General features: G+C 63.2%; 16 protein-coding genes. 4 read left to right on the top strand and 12 right to left on the bottom strand.

Going from position 1 to position 18,341, the window contains the following annotated elements; all coding sequences use genetic code 11:
* Positions 1 to 71: 71 nt before the first annotated feature.
* Positions 72 to 1,100: a Gfo/Idh/MocA family oxidoreductase gene (locus VGN72_23050; GenBank protein HEV7302235.1), complete on the bottom strand. Its 1,029-nt coding sequence runs from the start codon at positions 1,098 to 1,100 to the stop codon at positions 72 to 74.
* Positions 1,101 to 2,091: 991 nt separating this feature from the next.
* On the opposite strand from VGN72_23050, the gene VGN72_23045 reads away from it, so the two are divergent.
* A complete protein-coding gene (locus VGN72_23045) occupies positions 2,092 to 3,240 on the top strand; it encodes a TerC family protein (GenBank protein HEV7302234.1) in 1,149 nt (382 codons plus the stop codon).
* A gap of 213 nt (positions 3,241 to 3,453) precedes the next feature.
* Entirely contained in the window at positions 3,454 to 4,389 is a 936-nt protein-coding gene (locus VGN72_23040; protein HEV7302233.1) for a DMT family transporter, read from the top strand.
* Positions 4,390 to 4,656: 267 nt separating this feature from the next.
* Here the strand turns inward: VGN72_23040 and VGN72_23035 are convergent, their stop codons facing one another.
* From VGN72_23035 to VGN72_23000, 8 genes are all read right to left on the bottom strand, one after another.
* Positions 4,657 to 5,379 (bottom strand): transaldolase, encoded by a 723-nt coding sequence (locus VGN72_23035; protein HEV7302232.1) that lies wholly within the window; start codon positions 5,377 to 5,379, stop codon positions 4,657 to 4,659.
* Positions 5,380 to 5,702: 323 nt separating this feature from the next.
* Positions 5,703 to 6,254, bottom strand: a complete 552-nt coding sequence (locus VGN72_23030; GenBank protein ID HEV7302231.1) for an HAD family hydrolase — start codon at positions 6,252 to 6,254, stop codon at positions 5,703 to 5,705.
* A 241-nt stretch (positions 6,255 to 6,495) separates the two neighbouring features.
* A complete protein-coding gene (locus tag VGN72_23025) occupies positions 6,496 to 7,092 on the bottom strand; it encodes an SIS domain-containing protein (protein HEV7302230.1) in 597 nt (198 codons plus the stop codon).
* A 156-nt stretch (positions 7,093 to 7,248) separates the two neighbouring features.
* The gene (locus VGN72_23020; protein HEV7302229.1) at positions 7,249 to 7,980 is read right to left on the bottom strand and encodes a nucleotidyltransferase family protein; all 732 of its coding nucleotides are present in this window, start codon (positions 7,978 to 7,980) and stop codon (positions 7,249 to 7,251) included.
* 212 nt (positions 7,981 to 8,192) lie between these two features.
* Positions 8,193 to 9,173: a hypothetical protein gene (locus tag VGN72_23015; GenBank protein HEV7302228.1), complete on the bottom strand. Its 981-nt coding sequence runs from the start codon at positions 9,171 to 9,173 to the stop codon at positions 8,193 to 8,195.
* Positions 9,174 to 9,542: 369 nt separating this feature from the next.
* A complete protein-coding gene (locus VGN72_23010) occupies positions 9,543 to 10,172 on the bottom strand; it encodes a hypothetical protein (GenBank protein ID HEV7302227.1) in 630 nt (209 codons plus the stop codon).
* A gap of 118 nt (positions 10,173 to 10,290) precedes the next feature.
* A complete protein-coding gene (locus VGN72_23005; GenBank protein HEV7302226.1) occupies positions 10,291 to 10,932 on the bottom strand; it encodes a hypothetical protein in 642 nt (213 codons plus the stop codon).
* Positions 10,933 to 11,097: 165 nt separating this feature from the next.
* Positions 11,098 to 11,391 (bottom strand): type B 50S ribosomal protein L31, encoded by a 294-nt coding sequence (locus VGN72_23000; GenBank protein ID HEV7302225.1) that lies wholly within the window; start codon positions 11,389 to 11,391, stop codon positions 11,098 to 11,100.
* Positions 11,392 to 11,711: 320 nt separating this feature from the next.
* Between VGN72_23000 and VGN72_22995 the strand changes: the two genes are divergently transcribed.
* Positions 11,712 to 12,356 (top strand): PEP-CTERM sorting domain-containing protein, encoded by a 645-nt coding sequence (locus VGN72_22995; GenBank protein HEV7302224.1) that lies wholly within the window; start codon positions 11,712 to 11,714, stop codon positions 12,354 to 12,356.
* 237 nt (positions 12,357 to 12,593) lie between these two features.
* Positions 12,594 to 13,799, top strand: a complete 1,206-nt coding sequence (locus VGN72_22990) for an aminotransferase class V-fold PLP-dependent enzyme (GenBank protein HEV7302223.1) — start codon at positions 12,594 to 12,596, stop codon at positions 13,797 to 13,799.
* A gap of 128 nt (positions 13,800 to 13,927) precedes the next feature.
* On the opposite strand, the gene VGN72_22985 is transcribed toward VGN72_22990, so the two are convergent.
* The 3 genes from VGN72_22985 to VGN72_22975 all read right to left on the bottom strand — a co-directional run bounded on the left by VGN72_22985 (position 13,928) and on the right by VGN72_22975 (position 18,122).
* Positions 13,928 to 15,688, bottom strand: a complete 1,761-nt coding sequence (locus VGN72_22985; GenBank protein ID HEV7302222.1) for a CTP synthase — start codon at positions 15,686 to 15,688, stop codon at positions 13,928 to 13,930.
* 79 nt (positions 15,689 to 15,767) lie between these two features.
* Positions 15,768 to 16,511 carry a 3-deoxy-manno-octulosonate cytidylyltransferase gene (kdsB, locus tag VGN72_22980; protein HEV7302221.1) on the bottom strand — a complete coding sequence of 248 codons (744 nt, stop codon included), beginning with the start codon at positions 16,509 to 16,511 and terminating at the stop codon, positions 15,768 to 15,770.
* Positions 16,512 to 16,952: 441 nt separating this feature from the next.
* Positions 16,953 to 18,122, bottom strand: a complete 1,170-nt coding sequence (locus VGN72_22975) for an MFS transporter (protein HEV7302220.1) — start codon at positions 18,120 to 18,122, stop codon at positions 16,953 to 16,955.
* Between the last annotated feature and the right edge of the window lie 219 nt (positions 18,123 to 18,341).

Here is an 18,341-nt window from a genome sequence, read left to right as displayed (position 1 = left end):
AACGGTGCCTCGCCCCCCTCTGACGTTTCGTGACGCCGGGAAGATCCCCCGCCCCCCGGGCCGTTGCGACCCTACCACTCGACCTTCACCTTCGCCCCCTGCTTGGCGCTCTTCACCGCGGCCTCGACCATTGCGAGGCTCTTGATGTTGTCGGTGCAGACCGTCTGCGGCGCGCGGCCCTCGCGCAGAGCGGCCAAGCCATCGGTGATGAACGCCGGGTGGCCTTGCAGCGGCATCTCGGTCTCCGGGATCGCGATGTCTTCCATCTCGTACATGAACTCGCGCTTGCCGTCGGGCTTGCGGGCCTGGGCGCGCAGGCCCTGCGTGTCCCACTTCATCGTGCCTTCGGCGCCGATGAAGCGCCACTCGCCGCCCCAGTCGGCCGGCAGGCCCTCGGCACACCAGCTGGCGCGGAAGCTGAAGACGACGCCGCCGGTCATCTCGAAGATCGCGACGCAGCTGGCGTCGCCCTTGTACCAGCTGTGCTTTGGGTTGAACGAGTGGCAGTAGACGCTGACCGGGTCGGTGCCCGACATGAAGCGGGCCTTGTCGAACAGGTGGATGAGCATGTCGACGATCAGCGGGTACGGCATCTCCTCGCGAAAGCCACCGAAGTGCGGCCCGAGGTACATCTCGCCATGGAACTCGTCGAGCGATCCGATGCGACCCGATTTGATGAAGTCGCGCGCCGCCACGGCGCGTGAGCTGTAGCGCTGGTTCTGCATGACCGCGTACATGCGGCCAGTCTCCTGTGCCGTGGCGACCATTCGGCGGGCGGACTCGATGCTGGTCGACAGCGGCTTCTCGCCGAGCACGTCGCAACCGAGCCGCAGGGCCTCGGTGACGACGCGCTCGTGGGCATCGGGGATCGTCACGTCGAACACGAGGTTCGGCTTGGCCGTCGCCGCGGCCTCGGCGAGCGAGCCGTAGACCACCGAGTGCGGCAAGCCATGCTTGTCGGCCATCGCGCGCGCGGCTTCGGGGCGCAGGTCGATCAGCGCGACCACCTCCACGCCCGGTGCCTTCCGTGCCGTCTCGACCCACGCGTTAGCCATGCTACCGCAACCCACCACCGCGACGCGAAATGCTTTGTCGACCATGGCGAGAATCATAGAGTTGCGGGGAAACCCCTTCAAGACGCCTGAAATACCGGCACATTCGACAAGCGCGCATCGTCTGCCCAATCTCTGGGCGACCGGCACCCTGATTGACGAAGAACCGCGCGATGCACATCGCGCCTTCCACTGGCACTGCGGCGCGAGCGAGTCGACAAATCATGAGTTATTCAGCGGGAAACGCGGCTTCCGCGAAAATTCTCGACCAATCTTGGTTCTGGCACCGCGTTTTCTATAGGGAGATTCGTTGCCGTCGCGGTGACGGTGATGAGTGGCTTAGGCCGCTCAAAAAACATGGAGCGCGGTTGGTTCCCACGGGCAGTGTCGTCCGGCCGACGGTCGGTCGGACGACACGTTCGCCCGGGGGTTTATTCGAAACCTTCGGCCGCGTTCATACGTCGCACACAGTTCCGCACTATAAGTTCGCCTTCAAGTTGGTACGCCTTAGGGGTCGCAGGGCCTGGCTTCTCAGGGGAGAGCCAGGCCTTGTTTATTGGTGCTCACCCGTTGTCCCTTATCGCTTTCACCCGCGACGTTGTAACTAGTCGCGGTCGCTCCGCACGTAGCATGGCGTCTCGCCCATGACGGTGATAAGGCCGAAGGATATCGTTTGTGGCCGCCGCTCGGTCGAAGCGAGTTGCCACTAAGTCGATCTCCATTTCAATCCACAGGCATTGGCGAGACGCCCATGCTACGTGAAGACCAACGGGCCCACCGCGCCTGGTGGCTCGGCCAGCTCTACATCCCACATTGACGGCCCCCCGCTGCGCCCCTAATCTAGCGCGCAGCAACTAACGTTGGGGAGTAGCCCCCCGCTGAAGCGGGCTGCGCCGGTCGTCAACACGAGGGTCTTCCATCGACCCTCCGGCCGCGCGGTTGACCGGTCCACCCGTGGACCGTCACGGGCGAGACCACCGGTCCTTCCCGCAAGTGGGCGCACCTGCCATAGCGCGCCCGCCCCAGCGTTGGAGATGTGATGTTCTGGATCTGGTCCGGGTTTATCCTGTTCGTGCTCTTCATGCTCGCCCTCGATCTGGGCGTCTTCAATCGCAAAGCTCACGTGATCGGCGTTCGCGAGGCCCTGAAGTGGTCGGCGATGTGGATCACGCTCGGACTGGCCTTTAGCGCGTTCGTCTACTACGGCTACGAAAATCACTGGATGGGCCTGGGCATGGCCGCCGACGGTACCGTCGCGCGCGACCCCGTCGACGGGCAGGAGATGGAGGGCCATCACGCGACCGTGAAGTACATCACCGGTTACGTGATCGAGAAGTCCCTCAGCGTCGACAACATCTTCGTCATCGCCATGGTCTTCACCTACTTCAAGGTGCCGGCGATGTACCAGCATCGCGTGCTGTTCTGGGGCATCCTGGGCGCGCTGGTGATGCGCGGCGCGATGATCGGCCTGGGGGCCGTGCTGCTGGCGCGGTTCCACTGGATCATCTACATCTTCGGCGGGTTCCTGATCCTGACCGGCCTGAAGATGCTCTTCAGCAAGGAAGAGGACGCGGCCGACATCGGCGACAACTTCCTCGTTCGACAGACGCGGCGACTGTTGCCGGTCACCAACAACTATCACGGCCAGCACTTCTTCGTGCGGGCAGGGTCGGCAGCATCGCACGAGCCGGAGGTCTGGCAAAAGGGTGACACGCTCAATTACGAGACTCCCACCGGTCCCGTCGACGCCGCGGTGGAAGGGGTGAAGGCCGGCACGCTGATGTTGACGCCGCTCATGCTGGCGCTGATCGTCGTCGAGTTCACCGACCTCGTCTTCGCCGTCGACAGCATCCCCGCGATCTTCGCGATCACCGGCGACCCGTTCATCGTCTTCACGAGCAACGTCTTCGCCATCCTCGGCCTGCGCAGCCTCTACTTCGCGCTGGCTGGCATGATCACCCTGTTCCGCTACCTCAAGATCTCGCTGGCGCTGGTGCTGACGCTGGTGGGCGTGAAGATGCTGATTGCCAAGCAACTGAAGGAATGGGTCGGTGACAACTTCAACTTCTACCTGCTGGGCGTCATCTTCCTAATCCTCGCCGCCGGCGTGATCGCCTCGATTATGGCCAACAAGCGCGACGAGAAGGCCAGCAAGCTTCACTCGCCGCCGGGGATTGAAGAGGTGTAGCGGGGTGCCTGTTCCTCTTCTGTAGGACAGGCATTCTTGCCTGTCTCTCCCCCCGTACGCGTTTCCCCCGTATTCGGTGGAGGCGAAGCAGTTGAACCACAGAGGGCACAGAGAGGTGAGGTTTGGATTTGGTGCTCGGTGATTTGTTTGGCATCGGGGCTTGGGATTTTGCCCTCCTCCCACCCCGCAAGCGCTCTCCCCTATTCTCTTCCCATGCCTGCCCAAAGCGTCCATTACGTCCTGCTGATCACCGCCGTCATGGCTGGTTCCACGGCCGTCGTGATGATCAAGTCGAACACGATGCCACCGGTGCTGCTGGCGAGCTACCGCGTGCTGCTGGCGGCCGTCATGCTGTCGCCTTTGTTCTTCCGGGCTCGCGCTAAACAGCGGGCGTCGGGCCTAAGCGTCACGCCGATGCGGCAGTTGCTGGTCCGCAGTGGGCCGGGTGCGGCGATGCTGGCGCTGCACTTCATCAGCTGGAACACCGGCGCCCGCCTGACCGGGGCGGCAAACGCGGCGCTCGTGGTGAACATGGTGCCGGTCGTCATGCCGTTCCTGATGTGGGCCGCGATGGGCGAGATCATCACCCGGCGGGAGATCATCGGCTCCATCCTGGCCCTGGCGGGCGTGCTCGTGCTGACGGCCGGTGATTATCACCTCGGCGGGCCCAACCTGCTGGGCGACGTGATCTGCTTTGGGTCAATGCTGATGATGGCCCTCTACATGCTGGCCGCGAGGCGGTACCGCAGCGAGGGGGAATCGCTCTGGTTGTACATCGTGCCGCTTTATTGGATGGCGGGCTTCTTCTGCTTCTTCATCGGCCTGTGCATCCCCACCGCCCGCCCGCTGTTCGACTACAGCGCCCGCGATTACGCATTGCTATTCGCCCTGGCCGCCGGCCCCACGGTGGTCGGTCACACGCTGCTGAACAACGCGATGCGCCACCTGCGCGGCCAGGTCGTCAGCATCTTCAACCTCGGTCAGTTCGTCTTCGCCGGTGTGCTGGCGTTCATCTTCATCGGTGAAGTGCCCAAGGCCCGCTTCTACCTCGCCAGCGCCCTAGTGGTGGCGGGCGGCGTGATCGTCGTGATGCGATCAAGGCCGAAGATGCAGCAAATGCAGAAAGAGGCGGCGCTGATCGAGGATTAGCGGTGGACATCGAATGTCCGTGTCCGTCCGGGATAAATTCAAGCTGTCATCCCGATCGGGGCCTCAGGCGACTGAGGGATCTCCCAGTGCCGAGCGACTCTAGTGGTTCGAGATCCCTCAGGTCGCCTTAGGCTCCCATCGGGATGACAACCGCTCGGAGGGGCACTCACTTTGATCCGTCAGACCGTACCTAGGCTCCCATCGGGATGACACTCTGCACCACCCGCCCCGTCTCTTACGCGCCGCCAACCGCTGGTATCCGTTCCCCTACAGCTTGAACCCCGCCGCCGATGCGTCGGCGTAAAACATCTTCACGGTCTCCAGCGAGTATTGGTTCAAATCCTTGCCCACCAGCGACAGCTTCTTCAGCACGTCGTTGGTGACGGTGATGATGTGGCAGCCGATCGCGTCGGCCTGGAAGATGTTCAGCAGTTCGCGGGGGCTGGCCCAGATCAGTTCCTGCGTCTTGTAGGGCTTCATCATCTCGACCGCTGCCGCCATCATGGGCAGGGGGTCGCGGCCGGTGTCGGCGATGCGGCCGGCGAAGATACTGATGTTGCTGGGAGCATGATCTTCCAGCGCCAGCGAGACGTCGCGCACCTGCGCCATCGTCATCAGGGCCGTCACGTTCTGCTTCACCTTGGCCTTGGCCAGCGTCGCGATCAGCTTCGTCGCCGGTTGGCCGCTACAGTTGGTGACGGGGATCTTGGCGTAGACGTTGTCGCCCCAGCTGGCGATCTCGCGCGCCTGGCGCTCCATCTCCTCGAACTCGTCGCAGAAGACCTCGAAGCTGATCGGCTTGTCCTTGATGACGCTTAGGATGTCCCTGGCGAAGGCGCGGTAGTCCTTGATGCCGGCCTTGTTCATCAGCGTGGGGTTGGTCGTCAGCCCCGCGATGTGCGGCTTGGCCGCCATCTCGAGCATGCCCGCCCGGTCGGCGCCGTCGGCGTAAATCTTCACTTTGAGCTGTTCGACGCTGGGGCTGGACATACGGCTGACTCCTGAAAGTTCTATTGAGCGAATCGCTAGGATACCACAGCGGAAATTGAACCGCCAAGGACGCCAAAGAAGTAGACGACGCGGCCATGCGCATCTTTACCGTAGCATGGGCGTCTCGCCCATGGTGCGTGTACCCACGCACGTCGGATGGTACTCCGTCCGAATCCTCGATCGCGCAAGCGAAGGGAGTTCCCGTGACACCGGATGGAAGATCGCTTGCGCTCTTTAGCTCGGGCCGAGTACGGCCCGACACCCCAGCGTACCGGGGCTCCACGGGCGGGCCGCCCGTGCTACGCGAAGAGCAGCCGCCCATGCTACGGCATCCGCGGCGGTTCGATGCGGACCATCTGCAGGATGATGTCGCTGGCGTGCGCTAGGTCGCGCACGCAGAAGTCCGGCCGGCAGGTGTCGACCTTGCTGTAGGGTCGGTCGACGAGGAACGTGCGCACGCCGGCGGATTCACCCGCGTGAATGTCGCCGCTGCGGTCGCCGACCATGAAGCTGTGGTGCAGATCAACGTGCCACTTCTTCGCCAGCGTCGTCAGCATGCCCGGCTTGGGCTTGCGACAGTCGCAGTTGTCGGCGTTGTCGTGATAGCAGACGGCCACGTCGTCGATCGGCAGCTGCCCGCGCAGCGCCTCGTTGATCGCCTCGACCCCCGCCTTGGTCTGCGTGCCGCGGGCCACGTCGGGCTGGTTGGTGACGACCAGCAGCAGGTAACCGGCCGCCTTCAACTTCGCCATCGCCTCGGCGGCGCCGGGCTCGACGCAGAGCTCGTCCACCCCGTTTGGCGGATACGGCGTGCTGCCCTTCACCGTACAGGTGTTGATGACGCCATCGCGATCAAGAAAAACGGCTCTGGGCATGTCGCACGTTATCGGGAGCCACGAAGGCACGAAGAACGACACAAAGGCAGCGAGCGTTCCTACCGTGGCATGGGCGTCTCGCCCATGCATGTCATAAGGCCAGCTGATTCAATTTGTTTCAGACGCCGCGACCGGAGCGGGCTTGCACAAATTATGGTCTTTTGCCTATCTACACGCATGGGCGAGACGCCCATGCCACGGCCTGAAGCCCTTCGCGTCTTCGTGGTTCGCACCTGTTTGATCACTTGGTCGACTCCCACTTCGTCACCGCCGCCTTCAGCTTGGGGTGGCTGACGAGCAAGTGCCAGACGACCGCCTGCCACGCTTCACTGTGCGGGGTGACGTGGTCGGCGTTGACCGTCGGAATGATCACCGCGGCGTCGGCGACGGTGGCGGTGTAGCCGCCGTCACGGCCGACGATACCGACGATGGTCGAGCCGACTTCCTTGGCGTGCTGCAGGGCGCGCACGAGGTTGGGGCTGACGTTCTTCTCCAGGCTGCCGCCGCCCACGCTGAAGACGAAGACGCCGTCTTCCTTGCGAAGCCGGCTGCCCTTCAGCCAGGCGACGAAGACGGTTTCCCAGCCCTCGTCATTCGTGCGGGCGGTAAGCTCGCTCACGTTGTCGGTGGGAGCGTAGGCCTCAAAGCCAGCGATCTTGCGGAAGTCGTTGACGGCGTGATTACAGTTGCCCGCGCTGCCACCCACGCCCAGGAAGAACAGCCGCCCGCCATTGACCCGCACGGCCGCGAGCTTGTCGGCGATGGCCTCGATGGCCGTGGCGTCGACGGATTGGGCGATCTGGGTGACTTCGGTGAGGAACGATTGGGAGAAGGACATGTTTACTTTCTAATCACTGCCAATTGTCGGCCTAGTCTTCTGTAGGACAGGCATTCCTGCCTGTCTCTCTTCATCTCCCCCCGTCTTGTTCTCTCGGAAATCCGGGGGGAGAACGGGGGGAGAGACAGGCAGGAATGCCTGTCCTACAGAAGAGTATTAACGATTCCGCGACTGTAAATATACCCGCGCTTCCTCCAGCGAAGCGGGGGTGCCGATTTCGTAGAAACGCTGGGTGACTTCGTACCCGATCATCCGCCGTTCTTCCACTAATGCCGTATATAGCTCGGCCAAGTCGAACGGGCGGTCGGCCGGTACGCGATTGAGGACGCTGGCGCGCAACAGGCCGACGCCGTAATCGATGTACTGCATCTCCGGCGTGCGGTTCTTCTTGTCGTAGCGCACCAGTTGGCCGTCCTGGAAGATGACGTTGCTGGTGTCCCACTGGTTGCCGTTGCGGAGGACGGTCATCAGTCCGAGCGCGTCGGACCGCGCGAACGCGGCTAGCACGTCGCGGTAGGCGATGTCCATGTAGGAATCGCCGTACATGACCCAGAAGGCATCATTGCCCAGGAGATGGCGGGCCCGCAGGAGCGCGCCGCCGGTACCCATGAGTTTTTCACCGTCGAACGAGTACTCGAGGCGCATGCCGCGGGCAGAACCGTCGCCGCAGTGATCACGGACCATTTCACCGAGATATCCCAGGCACATCACCACATGCCTTATGCCGTTCTCGGCCAGCAGATCGAGCTGCCAATCGATGAACGGCCGCCCGGCGAGGTCGACGAGCGCCTTGGGGATCTTCTCCGTGATCGGCCGCAACCGCGTGGCGAGGCCACCGGCAAGCAGTGCGACGGGGACGGTGGCACTGTCGAGGGGTGAATGCTTCATGAGATGGAGAAGAGACGCGAAGTCGCAAAGGCGCGAAGGAATCCCGAAGTTAAGGGAGAAGATTTAGTTCGTCATCCTGAGGTACTCCGAAGGATCTCTTCGGGGCGTCATACGGGGGGAGATCCTTCGGAGTACCTCAGGATGACGAAATGCGCATGATCGATCCGTTTCTTTCTTCGCGACCCCTTCGCGGCTTCGCATCTCTGTATCTTCTACTGGATCAACGTCTTCGTCCCCTCGAAGTCGAACCGGAAGCGCACCTCGCGCAAACCGGTCGTCGCCAGGGCGTGGCGCAGGCGCGTCTTGTCTTCGGTGTAGAACATGAGGAAGCCACCGCCACCGGCCCCGATGAGTTTGCCGCCGATGGCTCCGTTTTCCATGGCCAGCGTGTACCACTCGTCGATCTTGCCGTTGCTCATGCCGCCGGAGCGTTGTTTTTTGCGTTCCCAGTGGGTGTTCATCAGTTCGCCGAACTTCACGAGGTTGCCGGTTTCGAGGGCTTCCTGCGACTGGTAGCCGAGTTCCTTCACGAAGTGGAGGTTATCGGTCATGGCGGTGTCGGCCTGCTTGCTCTTCTGGTCCTGCTCTTTCAGGATGCTGCCGGCGGCCCGGCTGAAGCCGGTGAAGAACAGCAGCAGGTTGTCTTCCAGGTTGTAAAGCGTTTCCGACGTAATGTTCAGCGGCTTGGCTTCCACGCGATCATTCGGCAGGAACTGGAAGCAGGTGATGCCACCGTACGCCGCGATGTACTGGTCCTGCTTGCCGATCGGTTCACCGAGCTTGTTGATCTCGATGTCGCAGGCCTGCTCGGCCAGCTCGCGCGGGTGGATGATGTTCTTCTTGTAGCCGTGCAGCGCCTTCAACAGCGCCGTGGTGAAGCTGCCGGACGAGCCCAGCCCGGTCCCCGAGGGGATGTCGGCCATGCTGGTGATCTCGAGGTGCGGCTGATCGATGCCGACGACCTTCAATGCTTCCCGTACGATCGGGTGCTGCACCTCGGCGACGCTGGCGGCGTGCTCGAGCTTGGAATACTTGATGATCAGTTCCTGCTGGAACGTCTGGTGCAGCGTGATGTAGACGTACCGGTCGATCGCCGCTGCGATCAGGAAGCCGCTGTGCTTGCGATAGTACGACGGTAAATCTGTTCCCCCACCGCCCAGTGAAATGCGCAGCGGACTCCGCGTGATGATCATTCAGTTGCTCCGGTATCCCTCGGTTCGCTCTAACAGACGACTAGGATACCGATCGATTACGGGCGGGGAAAGAGTAGGCTGCTGTCGCGGGCGCGTCCGAGAATGATGGCGGAAACGGGGAGCCACGAAGGCGCGAAGGAGGACGCGAAGGCGTCTCCGGCCGTGGCATGGGCGTCTCGCCCATGCATGTGGAATGAAATGGCACTATTGTTTGTGGCAAATCGCTGCGACCGCGCGGAATGAACCAAATGGAATCTGCAGGCATCATCGCACGTATGGACGAGACGCCCATGCCACGTAAAGAGCGCGTCGACCACGCGCCCTCGTTCTTCGTGTTCCCCTGCGGGCCTTCGTGGCTCCGCGGCCGTCTTAGTCCACCGACGCCGCGCTCGTCTCTGGGGTGCGCGATGACACCAGTGGCGTCGGCAGCATCTTGTCGGCCGACCGCGCGGCGAGGTTCAGCTCGGCGGCGTGGGGGATGCTGGGGATGCGGTAGCCGAAATAGATGATCCAGGCCTCAAAGCCCTTAGTGATCACGTAGCCGCGCACGTGGTACTTGTCGTTCTCGCCCTCGAACCAGTGCCGGCCGGTGGCGTCCACCCACTCGCCGATCGTGCGGCCTTCGGGCGTCTTCTTTTTCTTGTACTCGTTCTTGGCGAACCAGAGGATCGCGCTGCTGGACAGTGGCAACGGCATGCGCAGGTACGCGACGCCGACGCCGGTCATCCGGCCGGGGCTGCGCCACTGCTGATGCGTGTATAGCGCGGTCGCGTGGATCGGAAGAGATTCCCACCGCTCAGGGATGGCGGCGTTGACGCGAAGCGACCGGTTCTCGGCCGTTGGCGCAAGGCCCGAGAAGTCGATCATCGCCTGGTGCTCGATCAACCGATGCGTCCCCACCGACGCCGGCGATGCACAACCCGATGTCAGACCCAGAATTCCGATGAATAGCACAGTCACCGGCGCCAGGCCGGTGGCGAACGTCAAACGCTTGCCCATTGCGTCTCCGTAATACGAGCGAGGCGCGCGGTCGGTTGGTCTTCGCAGGTCAGCCGTCTGGTTTCAATCGCGCCGCGAACCCCGATGTGGTCTTATCGACACAACCACCGGTTTGCGATTAATTGAGGTTCTGGCTGGGTTCACTGGCGGGTAAGGTCGCGCTGCCCGGCACGGCCTTGTTCCCGATGCGTGTACTTTCCCTTGCCTGTTCGGCAACTTCAAGCTCTTTCGCGTCGATCGCTTCGTTTACCTTCGTGCCCGCGTACGCGACCCAACCGCGCCAACCTTGTACGAACAGGTTGCCACGCACGCGGTAGAGGCCCCCCTCTGCAACGAACCGCAGGCCCGGCAGGTTCGGATCGTATTCTTTTTCAATCAGATTTGCGGCCCCCTCCGTGCGCTTCATCTCGCGCAGGAACCCCTGCAGCGTCAAATCGTGACCGACCGGCCAAGGCAGGCTGAAGTTGATGACCCCGTACGCCGTGCGACCGGTCGGGCTGATCCAGACCTGGTGCGTATGTTTGCCCGACGCCTTGATCGGCTCTGCGTTCCACCCCTGCGGTGGCGCGACCAGCGCTTGCAGATCCTCGCGCAGCGTCGGGTCGTTCAACCCCACGAGCGGTTCCGGTGGCTGCGATTGAATGGTCGGCGGGCGGTTGGACTTGCACCCGGTCGACCCGAGCGCGCCAACCATCAGCGCAACAATGAACGCCGTTGCCCACAGGCTATTGACGGGGGCTCGTGTGGGCAACGGCGTCATAATGATGGGTACAACGTCAACGCGAACGACAACAAGGGTGGAAGACGAAGACGCCAGACGCGACCCGGACCTTACGGCCCGATCGTCATCTGCAGTCTTCCGCCTTCCACCCTCGTGGTTATACGGATGAAGCCAACAACGGGGAACGACGAAAGCGTCGTCGTTTTACTTCTTCGCCGGGGCGGCCGCGGGAGCGGCACCCTTCTGGAAGCTGTAGGTGCCGCCGAACTTCTTGCTGAAGCGTTCCACACGACCGGCGGTGTCGATGAACATCTGCTTGCCGGTGAAGAACGGGTGGCTGGCCGAGCTGATGTCGACCTTGATCAGCGGGTACTCGTTGCCATCTTCCCACTTGATCGTGTCGCGCGTCTGCATGGTCGAACGCGTCAGGAACGCGAAACCGGCGCCGTTGTCCTGGAACACGACCGGACGGTACTTCGGATGAACATTCTTTTTCATGGGATACGGCTCCAAACGGTCCCAGCGTGCGCCGTGCGAAAAGGTCGCGCAGCGTCAGCCAGAACAGGGGCGGAGAATTTAACCCGTTCTGACCACCGACGCAAGCGAAGGACCACCGACGCCGGTGGCACGCCAGCCACGCTCGCTCAGCTCGTTAGTGGACACCGCCATCCCTACTGGATGCCCGATAATCCGGCCTCAACTACGCTGTCAGCACTTTTTCTCCAGATTCTCATGTCCTCCAGTTAACACCCCCCACCCACTAGACGATACGAAACTCGGAGCGGCGACCGGCTTGGGGTTGGATCGCCGCCCGAATCATGCGTTACACCAAGACCATCGTGCTCCTGCTCGCCACCACCGCGATCGCCAACGAGGTGGCCGACGGGGTCCAGCCGGCCCTGTCGATCGAACCCGTGGCGATCGTCGACACGACCTCCCCGTGGTCCAACGAGCCCGCCGCCGTCGAATCGGTCGACCCGCTTGCGATGCAGGCTTCGTTTTTCGACCAAGCCGCCAAGCCCACGCTCTTCAGCTCGGCCATCCGCGTGAGCCCGCCCCCGCGGATGCCCAGCGTGACCGACGGGCTGACGTTCCCGTCCGTCCCCGGCCCGTTGATCGAATGGTCCCCCGCCCGTTCGACCCCCGCGGCGATGCCTGATTCACTGCCCGGTGGCAATGGTGGCGTGCAGCGGTTCCTGCCGGAGATCACCGGCAAGGGCCTCACCTTTGATGGTGACGCCCCCACAGGCGACCTCGCCACGCCAGCGTTTAGCCCTTTCGTGCTTGGTGTTGGGGCCGACGGCCCGTCGTTCCTCGGCTCCACCCCGATCGCCGCGCCGCTGGCCACCGCCACCACGCCAATCGAATTCCCCGAGACGGCGGTCCCCGAACCCAGCAGTTTGGCGCTGCTGGCCATTGGAATACTGGCCCTGCGGCGTAGTGCGCGCGTGGCGACGCGTTGATGAGGCGTAGACGCGGCCCCGGCAACCCGTGTCATCCCGAAGGGAGCGGTAGCGACCTGAGGGATCGCCCATTGGCTTAAGCGTCTCCGTCTTTCGAGATCCCTCGGGTCGCTACCGCTCCCCTCGGGATGACAGGTTTGGCATTGGGCGGCGTTCTGCCCGCCATCCAGGCTCCGTCCTTCCGGCTTCATCTCCTCACCTTCCCCCCAACCGTCCATCGGCCTATGATTTGGCCCGATGAGTGCCGTACCTGATTTTGCCCCGCGCCGCCTGTACCTCGACAACGCCGCCACCAGCTTTCCCAAGCCCAGTGGCGTAATCGAGGCAATGACGCGTTACGCGACCGAGATCGGCGCCAGCGCCGGTCGCGGCGCCTACGCCGAGGCGGTGGAATCGGCGCGTCTTCTGCACGACTGTCGCAAGCGCATCAATACGCTCATCAACGGCGAGCGGGCTGAGCACGTCATCTTCACGCTGAATTGCTCCGACGCTCTGAACCTCGCCATCAAGGGCCTGATCGACCCCACGCCCAAGTCGAGCCACGCGATCTGCACGCACATCGACCACAACTCGATCCTGCGACCCTTAAACGCCCTCGCCGAGCGCGGCTGGTGCGAACAGACGCGCGTCGCGGTCGATCCGAAGACCGGCCTGGTCGACCCCGACGCCATCCGCAAGGCCGTTCGGCGGGACACGAAGTTGATCGCGATCACGCACGTCAGCAACGTCACTGGCACCGTGCAGAACATCCGGGCCATCGGCCAGATCGCCCGCGAGGCGGCGGTGCCGTTCATCGTCGACGCCGCCCAGTCCGTCGGGCACCTGCCGATCGACGTGCAAACCGACTGCATCGATCTCTTGGCCGCCCCGGGACACAAGGCGCTGCTCGGCCCGCTCGGCACCGGCTTCCTCTACATCCGACCGGGCTTGGAAAAGATCCTGCGCCCGCTGAAGGAGGGGGGCACTGGCTCCGTCAGCGAGCACGACACGCAACCCGACTTTATGCCCGACAAGTACGAGCCCGGCAGCCACAACGCGATCGGCATCGCCGGCCTGAGCGAAGGCGTCCGCTACGTGCTTGAGAAGACGGTCGCTGCGATCCACGCCCACGACCTCGACCTCGTCCGCACCTTCATCGAAGGCGTCAGCGAGATCGACGGCCTGACCTACTACGGCCCCCAAGGCGTCCGCGACCGCATCGGTGTCTTCAGCGTCCGCATCGATGGCCTCGACCCGCACGAACTGTCGGCGATCCTCGAAACCCACTACGGCATCCTCACCCGCAGCGGCATCCACTGCGCCCCCCTCGCCCACACCGCCATCGGCACCGTCGCCACCGGCGGCACCACCCGCTTCAGCTTCGGCCCCTTCCTGAGCAAGCAGGACGTCCGCTTCGCCACCGACGCTTTGGCCGAAGTCGCCATGACCGGCGTCTCTCGATAGATCGGTTCAACGCAGAGGCGCAGAGAAACGCGCAGAGTGACGCAGAGGAAGACAAAGCCCTTTTTGCCTGGCTTCTTCTTCCTCTGCGTACTCGGCGTGCTGCTCTGCGCCTCTGCGTTAAAAACGAGTTAAACCGTCTGCTTCTCGCGTTCGGGGACGCCGCCCTTGTCGGCGTATTCCATGGCGGCTTTGACCAGGCCCATGAACAGCGGTTGGGGCGTCAATGGGCGGCTGGTCAGCTCGGGGTGGGCCTGGGTGCCGATGAAGTACGGATGCACGTCCTGCGACAGCTCCAGGATCTGCATGATCGGGTAGTCGGGCGCCTTGCCGCTGAAGATCATGCCGGCCTCTTCCAGTTGCGCCACGTACTGCGGGTCGACCTCGTACCGATGGCGGAAGCGCAGGCGGATCTTCTCGGCGTTGTTGAACAAGCGGGCGGCCAGCGTGCCCTGCTTGATCAGCACGTCCTTGCCACCCAGGCGCATGTTGCCGCCGAGGCCTTCGATCTTCTTCTGCTCGGGCAAAATGTCGATCAGCGCGTTGCGACAGCCGGGGGCGAACTCGGTGCTGTTGGCGTCCTTGATGCCGATGACGTTGCGCGCGTACTCGATCACCGCCATCTGGAAGCCCAGGCAGAGGCCCAGGTACGGCACCTTGGCTTCACGGGCGTAGCGAATGCACTCGATCTTGCCCTCGGTGCCGCGAATGCCGAACCCGCCGGGCACGATGATGCCGTGGCAGTCACCGAGGCGTTTGACGACATTCGCCGGGTCGATCGCGGTGGTGTCGAGCCACTTGAAGTTCACGTTCACGCCGAGGTGCACGCCGCAGTGTTCGCCGGCCTTGATGATGCTGGCGTAGGCGTCGCGCAGGCTGACGTACTTTCCGGTGACGGCAAGCGTGATGTCCTTCTTGGCCTTACCGATGTTCTCGCTGAACCAGCGCCACTTCATGCGCGCCTGGTCCTCGTTGCGCTGGTTCACGCGGTCGTGCAGGTCCAGCAGCGTCAGCACTTCTCGGTCGATGCCGGCCTCGCGCAAACTTTCGGGGATCGAGTAGATGCTGTCGACGTCGTGCATCGTGATGACGCGCTTCATCGGCACGTTCGTGTACATCGATATCTTCTCGCGGACCTTCTCCTTCACCGGGTTGCTCGCGCGGCACGTGATGATGTGCGGCATGATGCCGACCTCCATCAACCGCTTGATGCCCAGCTGCGCCGCCTTGCTCTTCTGCTCGCCAAGGGCGCCCGGTTCCAGCACGTACGTAAGGGCGACGAAGATGACCGACCCTTCCCCCTCCTCGTACGCCAGCTGACGGCAGGCCTCCAGGTAGAACGAGTTCTCGTAGTCGCCGACCGTGCCACCGACCTCGACAAAGACGACGTCGGCGTTGCTCTTGGCCGCCAGTTCGCGCAGCTTCAGTTTCACCTCGCCCACCACGTGCGGGATGACCTGCACGTCGCGGCCGAGGTAGCCCCCCTCGCGTTCCTTCTTCAGCACGGCCGACAGAATCTGCCCGTTGGTGGTAAAGTTGGCCGCCCCCAGGTTCTGGTCGAGCAGGCGCTCGTAGGTGCCCAGATCCATGTCGGTCTCCATGCCGTCGTCCAGCACGAACACCTCGCCATGCCGGTACGGGTTGAGCGTGCCGCTGTCGATGTTGAGGTACCCCTCCATCTTGATCGGCGCGACGACCATCCCCTTGTCCTTCATCAGCTTGGCGAGCGACGAGCTGAAGATGCCCTTGCCCAGCCCGCTCATGACGGTGCCGACGACGATCACGTACTTGTGATGGCCCTTGCGGTAGCCCGGTGGCATCGGCGTGTAAAACTCGGTCTCGTCGGCCGCGTTCGATTGACCGATCTTGGCGAGTAGTTCTTCGTTGCTCATTTTTGTTAGTCACTGGTCATTGGTCATTGGTCACTAGCGAAAGACGATCTCTTCCGGACGAGTGACGAATGACCGATGACTAATGACCCTCCTTAAATCGTCTGACAAACGCGTCGTACTGTTCCTTCGTATCCACCCCGTGCGTCGCGCGGTTCACGACGTGCACGTACATCGAACAGCCGTGCTCCAAGGCACGCAATTGCTCGAGCTTTTCGGTCTGTTCCAAGGGCGTGGGTGGCCAGGCGGCGTACTTTAACAGGAAGTCGCGTCGGTACGCGTATATGCCCAGATGCAAGTAGTACGCCGCGTTCTCGGAAAAGGTCGCCTCGCGCCGAAACGGGATCGGGCTGCGCGAGAAATAGACCGCCCGCCCGTCCAACCCCATCACGACCTTCACGAGGTTGGGGTTGGCCACGTCCGCATCATTCCGAAACAGCGTGGCCGCGGTCGCCATGTCGTCTTGCGATGTTTCCAGGCGTTCGATGAGCGCATCAATCGTCTCCGGCTCGATTTCCGGTTCGTCCCCCTGCACGTTGACGATGATGTCGTCGCCGTTGTCCTGCCGGTTGGCCGCCACTTCCGCGATGCGGTCGGTGCCGCTGGGGTGGGCCGGCGAGGTCATCACGCAACTCGTCTCGAACGGCCGCAACGCATCGACGATGCGGGGGTCGTCCGTCGCCACCAGCACCTCACGGACGCGTTTGCAGCGTTTGGCGCGGTCTACCACGTGTTGAACGAGCGGCCTGCCGGTCTCTGCGGCGAGAATTTTGGCGGGAAAGCGGGTAGAGCCGTAACGTGCCGGGATGACGACGATCGCAGCCAAAAGTCGCGCCTTTCAATGGCCGTTCGAACGGTGGCCAGGGCCAACTCTGAACTGTGGGGCGACGTTAACGGGGGTACGGGTGACTGTCAATTTCGGATCTGCCAGATGTCAGGTTTTCGATAGCACCCCCCGGTGCGCTCTTCTGTAGGACAGGCATTCCTGCCTGTCTCTCCCCCCTGTCTGCTTCTCCCCCCGTATTCAATGCAGAAGAGTTAGACGCGAAGGCCGCGAAGGAGTCGCGAAGGGTAGCGCGAAGAAGAGGTTGAACCACAGAGGACACGGAGAGCACAGAGGCAGACACAAGAGCAGGGAGTCTTTCCGATTGTGATTTGGTGCTTGGTCATTTGTTTGGCCATTGGGGCTTGGGATTTTGATTCTGGAAAATTCGGGGAGAGACAGGCAAGAATGCCGGTCCTACAGAAGATTGAAGCCCACGCTCCCCTACCGCACCGTCATCCGCCTCGCGAACTCGTGGATGGTCAGCACGATGAGCGCCAGCGCCAGGAACGCGATCGGGATGGCCTCTAAGCCCTGCCAGCGGGCGATGTAGCCGAGGGCGCCGGGGATCAGGGACATGCCCAAACTCGCGGCCGCCATCTGCAGGCCCACCGCGTGGGCGGTGACTGCGGGGCCTAATCGCACGGGCGTCAGGGACATCCACAGGGGGAACAGCGGGGAGATCAGGAATCCCAGCAGCATGAGGGCGACGACGTTGATGCTGTACGATTTGGGCAGCCAGATCAGCAGAATCACCAGCGGTGCCAGCCAGGTCGCGGCGCGCACGATCAGTTCCGACGGCACGCGGTTGGCGATCGACCCGATCACGAACCGCCCTGCCGTAATGCTGGCGAAGTAGAACGCGGTCGCCGTGCCGGCTTGGGCTTCGGGCACATGGCGGGCCTCGCGCATCAGGCTGGTAATCCATGCGCCGACCGAGATTTCCAGTCCGGTGTAGAAGAAGTAGAGCAGCACGTTCAGCCAGACGCGCACGTCGGTTAGCGCCGTCGAGAACGAGACTGCGGCGGGCGGGGGCGGGGCGCCTTCTACCGGTTCCGGATCGTCGTCCCACTGGCGAAGCGTGAAGAGGAACGCGATCGACAGCGCCGCGATCATCACCGCCAGCACCGCGTACCCGCCGCGCCAGCCGTAGCGCGAGGTCACCATCGCCGTCATCACGAGCGGCCCGATGACCGCCCCAACGCCCCAGCACCCATGCAGCCAAACCATCAACCGTGGCCGGAAGTGATTGGCGGCGTACAGGTTCAGCGACGCGTCAATCGCCCCGGCCCCCAGCCCCGCGAAGACGGCGAACCCCACCATCACCGGCCAGTTGGGCGCCAGCGCGTACCCCGTCATGCCTGCGACGATCAACGCCCCACTGCCCGCCAGCACACCGCCGACGCCGATGCGGTTAACGAGCCTTCCGCTGTAAAAGCTGGCGACAAGGTACCCCCCCATGCTGGTCACCAGCAGCGTCCCCAGCGAGCTGATCGGCAGTTTGAACGTTTCACGAATAAATGGCCACGCCACCCCCGGAACGGCATCGGGCAAGCCCAGGCTGACGTATGCCAGAAACGCGAGAATGGTCAAAAGCGCCGGCGGCGACCGCATTGGGCGGCCACGGTAGCAGCCCGCCCCGCCGCTGACCATGCCGGAAGCTGCGCCGCGGGGCCGCCTTCACCGCGCATGGGGTTGCCGGGTGTCTTCGCAGCCGATAAGGTAAGATCCGAATGATCCGCCTCGCCCCCACGCTCGTCGTACGATAGGGTTCTGTCCGACCGATTGTCGGCTGAACCCCACCCCCGTATTCTCATTGCCGATTTGCGATTG

It is taken from the genome of Tepidisphaeraceae bacterium, assembly GCA_035998445.1.
Taxonomy (GTDB): Bacteria; Planctomycetota; Phycisphaerae; order Tepidisphaerales; family Tepidisphaeraceae; genus DASYHQ01.
This window is presented reverse-complemented; position numbering and strand designations above follow the sequence as displayed.